This window comes from Flavobacterium sp. (assembly GCF_020217025.1).
In the GTDB taxonomy this organism is placed as follows: domain Bacteria; phylum Bacteroidota; class Bacteroidia; order Flavobacteriales; family Flavobacteriaceae; genus Flavobacterium.
This window is the reverse complement of the sequence record NZ_JAIWOF010000041.1, coordinates 1-10,000: the sequence shown is the minus strand read 5'-3', so window position 1 is coordinate 10,000 and position 10,000 is coordinate 1. Positions and strand designations below refer to the sequence as shown.

At 33.4% G+C, this 10,000-nt stretch carries 7 protein-coding genes and 2 pseudogenes; 6 read left to right on the top strand and 3 right to left on the bottom strand.

Annotated elements, in window-relative coordinates; genetic code table 11:
• The 6 genes and pseudogenes from LDL23_RS01840 to LDL23_RS01815 all read left to right on the top strand — a co-directional run.
• Nucleotides 1–1,338: pseudogene (locus tag LDL23_RS01840) on the top strand (hypothetical protein); the annotation flags it as partial.
• Nucleotides 1,331–1,750 (top strand): rRNA maturation RNase YbeY, encoded by a 420-nt coding sequence (gene ybeY / locus LDL23_RS01835; protein WP_291264185.1) that lies wholly within the window; start codon nucleotides 1,331–1,333, stop codon nucleotides 1,748–1,750. The pseudogene LDL23_RS01840 and the gene ybeY, both read left to right, overlap by 8 nt.
• A gap of 56 nt (nucleotides 1,751–1,806) precedes the next feature.
• Nucleotides 1,807–3,678 carry a tRNA uridine-5-carboxymethylaminomethyl(34) synthesis enzyme MnmG gene (gene mnmG, locus LDL23_RS01830; protein ID WP_291264184.1) on the top strand — a complete coding sequence of 624 codons (1,872 nt, stop codon included), beginning with the start codon at nucleotides 1,807–1,809 and terminating at the stop codon, nucleotides 3,676–3,678.
• 122 nt (nucleotides 3,679–3,800) lie between these two features.
• Nucleotides 3,801–4,649, top strand: a complete 849-nt coding sequence (locus LDL23_RS01825) for a class I SAM-dependent methyltransferase (protein WP_291264183.1) — start codon at nucleotides 3,801–3,803, stop codon at nucleotides 4,647–4,649.
• 241 nt (nucleotides 4,650–4,890) lie between these two features.
• A complete protein-coding gene (locus LDL23_RS01820; protein ID WP_291264182.1) occupies nucleotides 4,891–5,466 on the top strand; it encodes an OmpH family outer membrane protein in 576 nt (191 codons plus the stop codon).
• 76 nt (nucleotides 5,467–5,542) lie between these two features.
• On the top strand, nucleotides 5,543–7,819 hold the full coding sequence (locus tag LDL23_RS01815; RefSeq protein ID WP_291264181.1) for a helix-turn-helix domain-containing protein: 2,277 nt from the start codon (nucleotides 5,543–5,545) through the stop codon (nucleotides 7,817–7,819).
• Here LDL23_RS01815 and LDL23_RS01810 read toward each other — a convergent pair.
• The 3 genes and pseudogenes from LDL23_RS01810 to LDL23_RS01800 form a co-directional block, all read right to left on the bottom strand.
• Nucleotides 7,808–8,482, bottom strand: coding sequence for an ABC transporter ATP-binding protein (locus LDL23_RS01810; RefSeq protein ID WP_291264180.1), 675 nt, complete (start codon nucleotides 8,480–8,482; stop codon nucleotides 7,808–7,810). The genes LDL23_RS01815 and LDL23_RS01810 overlap by 12 nt on opposite strands.
• A 3-nt stretch (nucleotides 8,483–8,485) precedes the next feature.
• On the bottom strand, nucleotides 8,486–9,709 hold the full coding sequence (locus LDL23_RS01805; RefSeq protein ID WP_291264179.1) for an ABC transporter permease: 1,224 nt from the start codon (nucleotides 9,707–9,709) through the stop codon (nucleotides 8,486–8,488).
• A 3-nt stretch (nucleotides 9,710–9,712) separates the two neighbouring features.
• Nucleotides 9,713–10,000 (bottom strand): annotated as a pseudogene (locus LDL23_RS01800) (RND transporter); the annotation flags it as partial.

The following is a 10,000-nucleotide window of genomic DNA, read 5'->3' as shown; positions in this document are numbered from 1 at the left end:
GCTGAGAAGGAAGAAAAATTAGCTGATGACACTAAAGAAAATAACAAGGAAAATCAAGATGCCATCAATAAAGAGTTTGACGATATTAAGAAAGAACTTGAAGATTTAGACAAAGAAAATAAAGAATTAAAAGCTCCAATGGATATTCCTAATGATAAGAATGAACAAGAGGATGTCAAAAAAGATATGGAGAAAGCTTCTGAGGAATTACAAAAACAAAATCAACAGAAAGCAAAACCGAAGCAAAAATCTGCTGCTGCAAAGATGAAACAGATGAGTCACAAAATGACTCAATCTATGCAATCAGGTGACATGGAACAAATGCAAGAAGATGCTAAATTGTTACGTCAAATACTTGATAATTTATTAGCTTTTTCATTCGACGAGGAGAGTTTAATTAAGACTACAAATTCTTCTCAAGTACGTTCTTTGCAATTGAATAAAGTCTTAAAAAAGCAACAAGATTTGAAGTTACAATTCAAACATGTGGATGATAGTTTATTTGCTGTTGCCTTACGCAACCCAAAAATTACTGAAACGATTCTTAATGAAGTAGGAGAAATTCATTATAATTTAGATAAGACTTTAGAAACTTTAGCGGACAATAATATTGCAAAAGGCGCTTCACATCAACAATATGTTTTAACATCAGCGAACCGTTTAGCTGATTATTTGAGTAATGTGCAAAGCGAAATGAACATGGATATGCAAGGCCAAGGATCTGGAAAAGGCAAACCAAAACCAGGCGGAGGAAAAGGAATGCAGCTTCCTGATATCATCAAACAGCAAGAAGGTTTGGGTGAAAAAATGAAAGACGGAATGAAACCTGGTGAAAAACCTGGAGACAAACCAGGTGATAAATCTGGACAAGGAAAACAAAAAGGGCAATCTGGTGAGAATGGTGAAGATGGCGAAAACGGTTCAGAAGGAAATGCCGGTAAAGTTTTAGAGATTCTAAAAGAGCAAAGACAACTTCGTGATGCTCTTCAAAAAGCATTAGAAAAAGAAGGAATGTCGGGTCAAGGTCAGAGTGCTTTGAATCAAATGAAAGAAATAGAAAAGCAACTTATCAATAAAGGTTTTAAAAATGAAACGTTGCAAAAAATGTTGAATCTAAAACACGAACTTTTAAAATTAGAAAAAGCCATTCAGCAACAAGGAGAAGACACCAAGCGTCAGTCTAAAACAAATGACAAAAATTATAACGGTTCCACTACTCCACTTTCTAAGGTATTAAAAGATTATCTGAATAGTGTTGAAATATTAAACAGACAAAGCTTACCTTTGCAACCCAATTTTAACCATAAGGTTCAAAACTATTTTAAAGGCAATGATTAGTTTTAATTACGAAACAGATTTCGAACTCGAAAACGAAGCGCAATACGAAGATTGGATTTCTCGCATTATCGAATCCGAAGGATTTGATGAAGGTGAAATCAATTATATTTTTTGTGATGACGAATACCTACATAAAATTAATGTAGAGTACTTAGATCATGACACTTTAACCGATATTATTAGCTTTGATTACACAGTAGGAAATTTAATACAGGGCGATATTTTCGTTTCTATAGAACGCGTTCAAGATAATGCTAAAGATTTTAATGTTTCTTTTGAGGAAGAGTTAAAGCGTGTTCTATCGCATGGTGTTTTACACTACTGTGGATACAAAGATAAATCACCTAAAGACGAAGCTTTAATGCGTTCTAAAGAAGAAGAAAAAATGCAAATGTTTCACGTGGAACATTAAGCTTATAAACCAGAATTTTTTTAAATGTTTCACGTGGAACATAATATTTATAGAAGATGTTTTTAAATCAATATGATGTAATTGTTGTGGGTGCGGGCCACGCCGGTTGTGAAGCTGCTGCTGCTGCTGCCAACATGGGGTGCTCTACGCTTTTGGTGACAATGAATCTTCAAAACATTGCACAGATGTCGTGTAATCCTGCTATGGGAGGAATTGCAAAAGGACAAATCGTGCGTGAGATTGATGCTTTGGGTGGATACTCTGGAATTGTTTCGGACAAGACCGCAATCCAATTCAAGATGTTGAATAAATCAAAAGGACCTGCTATGTGGTCACCAAGAGTGCAGTCGGACAGAATGCGTTTTTCGGATGAGTGGAGATCGATGTTGGAGAACACTCCGAACTTGGATTTCTACCAAGAAATGGTGGCTGGAATTTTATCAGAGAGTGGAAAGATTGTTGGAGTAAAAACTTCGCTTGGAGTGGAAATCAAGGCTAAGTCAGTTGTGTTGACAAACGGAACTTTTTTGAATGGATTGATTCATATTGGAGACAAACAATTTGGTGGTGGTCGTGCAGGTGAAAGTGCTTCTTTTGGAATCACAGAAGATTTAGTGAAATTAGGTTTTGAATCAGGAAGAATGAAAACCGGAACACCTCCACGTGTGGATGGTCGTTCTTTAGATTTTTCTAAAATGGTAGAACAACCTGGTGACGAACATCCAGAAAAGTTTTCGTATTCTAATTTGACTGCGCCTTTAAAAACACAACGTTCTTGTTGGATGTCGTATACTTCATTAGAAGTCCACGATATTTTACGCGAAGGTTTTGACAGAAGTCCAATGTTCAACGGAAGAATCAAAAGTTTAGGTCCAAGATATTGCCCTTCTATCGAAGATAAGATTAATCGTTTTGCAGATAAAGAACGTCATCAATTATTTGTTGAGCCAGAAGGTTGGACAACTTGTGAATATTACATCAACGGATTTTCAACTTCGTTACCAGAAGATATTCAATTCAAAGCATTACGTTCGGTTGCCGGATTTGAAAATGTGAAATTTTTTAGACCAGGTTATGCTATTGAATATGATTACTTCCCTCCTACGCAATTGCAACACACTTTAGAAACTAAGTTGGTGGAAGGTTTGTATTTCGCTGGACAAATTAATGGAACGACTGGTTATGAAGAAGCCGCTTCTCAAGGATTAATGGCTGGAATAAATGCAGCATTAAAAGTTCAGAATCGAGAGCCATTTATTTTAAAACGTGACGAAGCCTATATAGGAGTCTTAATTGACGACTTAATTACAAAAGGAACAGAAGAACCATACCGTATGTTTACTTCTCGTGCTGAATACAGAACATTACTTCGTCAAGATAATGCTGATTTTAGATTAACACCAAAAGCATTCGAAATTGGTTTAGCTAAAGAGGAGCGTTTGATTCGTATGGAACAAAAATTCTCACAATCCGATGCAATGGTAAATTTCTTCAGAGAAACAAGTTTAAAACCAGAAGAAGCAAATCCAATTTTAGAAGCTAAAGGTTCTGCTCCGATGAGTCAACCTGATAAAATGTTTAAAGTGTTCTCTCGTCCACAATTGGATTTGGAAGATTTTAGAAAATTCAAAAAAGTGGCAGCTTATATCGAAGAACATGATTTAGATCAAGAAGTGGTTGAGCAAGCCGAAATTCAAGTGAAATATTCTGGTTATATTGAAAAGGAAAAAAATAATGCAGATAAACTAACTCGTTTAGAAGATATGATTATTCCAGATAATTTTAATTTCGATAAAATCCAATCCATTTCAATTGAAGCCAAACAAAAATTAAATAAAATCCGACCAAGAACTATCGCGCAAGCTTCTCGTATTAGTGGAGTTTCGCCAAGTGATATTTCAGTGTTGTTGATATATATGGGTAGATAGTCACGGTTTTTATTTTTTTATTTAACTGAGACTGAACACTGCGACTGCCAACTGAATATGTTTCACGTGAAACAACGCTGTTAACCCCATTAAAATAAGCCTTTCGCATAAAAATAAAATAAATGAATTTTTTAGAAGATAAAAGTTTTATTACCGTTAAAGATTTTTCAGTTTCTGGAGAATCTTTTTCCTTGTTGTTAAATGAGGAATATCAAATTTTAAAAACACATCCGCAACCTACTTTGGATAAATTAGGTTCGTATTATGAATTCGAAGATTACATTTCGCACACCGATGGAAAACGTACGTTGTTTGAAAAAATGTATCATTTCATCAAAAGAAAAGCAATTCGTGATAAAGTGAAATTAATTAATTCGTACCAACCTGTTAAAGGAAGAATTTTAGACATCGGAGCAGGAACTGGGGATTTTCTTTTGGAATGTAAAAATCAAAATTGGGATATTCTTGGAATTGAACCAAACGATAAAGCAAAAGGAATTGCTTTAGGTAAAGGAATTAAATTCGGTGATACGATTGAAAAGTTAGAAAGCAATTCTTTTGATGTAATTACCATGTGGCATGTATTAGAACACGTTCCAGATGTCGAACATCAAGTTGCAGAATTGAAACGTTTGTTGAAGCCTTCAGGAACAATTATTATCGCGGTTCCAAATTTCAAATCGTATGATGCAAATCATTACAAAGAATTTTGGGCAGCTTATGATGTGCCTAGACATTTGTGGCATTTCTCAAAAACAGCCATTGAAAAATTATTCGATAAACAAAATATGAATTTGGAAGATATTAAACCCATGTGGTTTGATAGTTTTTATGTGTCGCTTTTATCCGAAAAATATAAAACTGGAAAAATGAATTTCATTTCTGGATTTTTTATCGGTTTGATCTCAAATATGTCAGGATTCTTTAAAAAGGAATTTTCTTCGCATATTTATGTGCTAAAAAACAAGTAAAAATCATTTTTAAGCGATTTTAGACACTTTTTTGTTTAATTTGATGTAATTTATTATCTTTTTTTAGATGATTTGTCTAATTTAAATTATGAAAGTCACTTTTAATAGCTTGAATCTATCATTTTTAAAAAATCACATAAGAAATTCTTATAATTGAAAAATAAATAAAAAAGCAACAAATTTGTTACTTTACAACTTATTATTACTTTTACGAAAAATTATTAATTACCAATATACAATCATGAAAAAATTAGTTTTGATTTTAGGTGTTGCATTAAGCGTTTTAGCATGTAACAAAACAGAAACAAGTTCAAAAGATTTTAAAACTGCATATATAGATACTGCTGAGTTAATCGAGAAATACGAAAAATTCAAAGATGAAGACGATAAATTCAAAGTAAAATCGGAAGAATTAGGTCGTCCGTTAGAGGCAAAAGTTAGGGCTTTTCAAGCTGATGCACAAAATTTCCGTCAAAATGCGCAAGCAAAAGGGCCTCAATGGGCACAACAAATGGGAGCTTCATTACAACAAAGAGAGCAAGAATTAGGTATAGAGCAAAATGCTTTAGTACAACAATTGCAACAAGAAGGAGCTGTTTTAAAAGATACTTTAATTAGTGAAGTAAAAAAATTCATTAAAGATTACGGAAAGAAAAAAGGATATGATTACATCTACGGAACTGGTGATGCTGCAACAGTTCTTTACGCTAAAGAGGGTTATGATATCACTAAAGAAGTTTTAAAAGAACTTAATGATACATATAAAGCGACTAAGAAAGACGATAAAGTAGCCACTAAAGAAGAAGAGAAAAAATAATTGAAAGTCCCGAGTCATCGGGACTTTTTTATTTCTATTCGTTTCTATATATTTGTTTTTTAAAATTTTACGCCACATGGAACAAGTATCAGCCGCAGCCATCTACACTCTCAGATTTATTAATCAAACCAATAAATCCATCTTTCTTACCGGAAAAGCAGGAACCGGAAAAACCACACTTTTAAAAGAAATTATCGCCACAACACACAAAAACACAGTAGTTGTAGCACCCACAGGAATTGCCGCTTTGAACGCTAATGGAGTTACTATCCATTCTATGTTTCAATTGCCCTTTGCTGCTTTTATTCCTGATAATAAGCAACTTCCACACTTTTCAGATACCGTAAAATTCGAAAACAGAGATTCTCTTGGACGTCATTTCAAGATGAATAACGTGAAACGTTCCGTAATTCGAAATATGGAATTGTTAGTTATCGATGAAGTTTCTATGCTTCGTGCCGATGTATTGGATGCGATGGATTTTATGATGAGAAAAGTAAGAAGAAATGAAAGACCTTTCGGTGGTGTTCAAGTTCTTTTTATAGGAGATTTATTACAATTACCACCAGTGGTAAAAAATGAAGAATGGGAAATGCTCAAGAATTATTACCGAGGCATGTTCTTTTTTCATTCGCACGTAATTCAGCAATTTCCGCCTTTATACATTGAATTAGATAAAATTTTTCGTCAAACGGATGCCGAATTTATTGATGTTTTGAACAATTTGAGACACAACAAAATCACTTCGGAAGATGTACAACTGCTAAATCAATTTGTACAACCTGATTTTGATCTGAAAAAAAACAAAGGTTTCATCATTTTAACCACACATAATTCCAAAGCAGATACCATAAATGCGCAATCTTTAAAAGATTTAGAAGGAAAACAATTCACTTATTTACCAGAAATTACAGGAGATTTTCCTGAAAAAATATATCCATTAGAAGAACAATTGCAGCTAAAAGTGGGCGCACAAGTCATGTTTATTAAAAACGATTTGAATTTCGAAAAGCAATTCTTCAACGGAAAAATGGGTGTTATCAGTTCGTTAACTGAAAAGGAAATTTTTGTTCATTTTCCCGAAGAAAATAAAACGATTGAAGTAGAACGCTACGAATGGCAAAATATTCGCTACAAAGTCAACGAAAACACTAAAGAAATTGAGGAAGAAGTCATCGGAACGTTTGTCCACTACCCTATCAAATTGGCTTGGGCAATTACGGTGCATAAAAGTCAAGGTTTAACTTTCGACAAAGCAGCGCTCGATGTATCGCAAGTTTTTGCACCTGGACAAGCGTATGTGGCTTTGTCGCGTTTGCGTTCGTTAAAAGGGCTTATTTTGCTTTCTCCGTTGCGAATGAATGGCATTTCAAGCGACGAACAAGTGCTCAGTTATGCTGAAAATAAAGCTTCTGAAGAAATTTTACAACATTCGTTAGCTAAAGAGACCTTGTTTTTCTGGTTAAACACCTTACTTAATTCATTTGATTTCAAAGAATTAGGTCAAGAATGGCGCAATCATTTGTTCAGTTACAATTCCGAAGCACCAAAATCACCAAAGACAAAACATAACGACTGGGCAAAAACCCAACACGAAAAAATCGCCGAAATTCTCGAACCATCAGGGAAATTTATGTCGCAATTACATAAAATTTTTTCCGATGAAAATTTGGATGTCAATTTCGTAAAGGAGCGATGTGATGCAGCATACCAGTATTTTTTCAAAACGTTAGATATCGTTGCCGAAGAATTACTATTGAAAATCGAAGAAGTCAAACGCATCAAAAAAGTAAAAGCGTTTTACGATGAATTATTGGTTTTAGAAGAACTTCAAATCAAAGCGATTTTACAACTTAAAAAGGCAAAATTACTCACCAATATCATTGTCGAAGGAAAAGAAATTTCAAAGCAAAATTTAATTTCGGAAGACATGAGTACCTACAAAATCAATAAGTTAGTAGTTGTGGCAGAACGCTTTAGAACTTCGAACGCGGCTTTAGTGGAAGACGAAGAAGACGTTTCGTATTACACCGATTCGAAAAAGAAAAAAACAAAAGAACCAAAGAAATCTACTTACGAAGACACCTTAGAATTGTGGAAACAAAACTTATCGATTTACGAGATTGCAAAACACCGAAAGCTAACACCACAAACGATTTACAACCATTTTGCCAAGTTAATTCAAATGGAAATCGTGCAACTTTCAGACATTTTACCAGAAGATAAAATTTCCGATTTAAGAGCAGCTTTCAAAGATTTTAAAGGCGAAAGCTTAGGCGAATTAAAAGAAATTCACGGCGATCAATTCTCCTGGGATGAATTGCGATTGTATAAAGCGAGTTTAAACAATTAAACCATCTTTCATTTCTATAATTCGGTCGCTTTTTTTTGCAAAATCATCATCATGTGTTACGGCAATGATGGTTTGTCCATAGTTTTGTGTTAATTCTTGAAAAATATCAAAAACAATGTTGGTGTTTTTACTGTCTAAATTTCCAGTAGGTTCGTCACCCATGATTAATAAGGGGTCGTTTATCAATGCACGAGCAATTGCTACACGCTGTTGTTGACCGCCCGAAAGTTTGTTGGCAGGTTTTAAAGCTTGATCTTCTAAGCCAAGAATTTTGAGTTTTTCGTATGCCTTTTCTTCAATTTCTTTTTCGGAATATTTACCAAGTTTAATTGCAGGAATCATAACGTTTTTTAAGCATGTAAACTCTGAAAGTAAGTAATGAAATTGAAAAACAAACCCAATTTTTTCATTTCGAATTGCCGCTAATTTATCAGTTGATAAACCCGTCATTAATTCGTTATCAATGAATAAATTTCCATTGTATTCTGTATCCATTGTTGATAAAACATACAATAACGTAGATTTTCCACTGCCCGATTTTCCAACCATTGAAAGAAATTCTCCCTTTTGAACTTCAAATGAAATATTTTTCAACACTTGAAATTCAATCGGGTCATAGAAATATTTATCTATATTTTCGGTTTTTAGAATAGTTTGTCGCATAATTTATTTTCTAAAAATGGTAACAGGATCAACTTGTGCGGCTTTTTTAGCCGGAATATAACCTGCGAAAAAAGTAATTACTAAACCAATAACAACGCCTTGCAAATATTTTGTCGGTTCATAATCAATGGGAAAATAACCAATATCACCACCAACATATACTTTTTTCAAGAAAGTTATTAAAACGGTTGCCATAATCATTCCGCCGATAACACCCATGATTCCTATTGTTACCGCTTGTGTCACGAATATTCTAATGACATCTTTTCCTTTAAAACCCATAGCTTTTAAAATAGCGATATCATTAATTTTTTGTGAAACCGTCATGTTTAAAATATTATAAATTCCGAAACCTGCAACTAACAAAATAGTTAGAGAAACAAAAGTGATAATCATTTTTCGCATTTTATTGGCAGCCATAAAAGTTTCGTTAGCTTCTTTCCAACCTTCAGCTTTATAACCCGTTATATTTGAAATTTTTTCAGCTATTGCTTTTGCTTTTTCTGGATCAACAATATTTACGTTAATGTCTGTAATATAGTATGCTCCTTCTTTCAATAATTGTTGAGAACTGGCTAAATTTACGTAGGAATTTGATTTATCAATTTTTGAATTATTGGTTTTAAAAATTCCAACAACTTTATACGTTTTGTTAACGCTTTTTGAGGAAGTTAAATTGATATTATCGCCAATTTTTGCATTCATTTTTTCGGCAATTCCGCTTCCAATAATAATTCCGTTTGGATTTGATTTTAATAAGTCAAAATTACCTTCGGCCATAAACGATTTGATGTTGTACATCACATTTGCTTCTTCAGGTTTGATGCCAATTGCTAATCCTGAAATTTGTGATTTACCATTGTTATAAAAAACATTAACACTTACTTGAGGCGTAACTACAGTAACTTCGGGCTGTTTTAAAATGGTTTCGGAAATTAACTTCGGATTAATAATTGTATTGTTTGACGGAACAATTTTCGGATTAATAATCAAGTAATTTTCTTTAGAATTTTTAACTAAAACCTTGCTAATTTCGTCATCTTTATACACTCGAATATGAGATGTTGTTTTAAAAATACTAGCACTCGAACTCTTATCAAATCCAACTAACATACTATTCATAAAAATATAAATAGACATTCCTAAAACCACACCAGCCGATGCAACAGCTGTTAGTTTTTTATTGGAAATAATATACGTTTTTGCTATTTCGGTATTGATGTTCATGGCTTAAGGTTTTAAAGGCAACAAAACATCTTCTTTAGTGATTCCGTCTAAAATTTCTACATAATCTGTAGAAACTATCCCTGTTTTTACGATAATGGCTTCGTCTTTTCCTTTTACCATTACTTTGTTTCCAAAACCTAAAAAGTTTCTTGGAATTAAAAGCGCATTTTTCTTTTCGCCAACTAGAATATTAGCTTCTAATTGCGTTCCATAAAGCGAAGTATTCAAAGGTTTATCGAAAATTACTTTACAAATAAACGATTGGGTTGGCTCATCAAAAGCGGCTAAAAT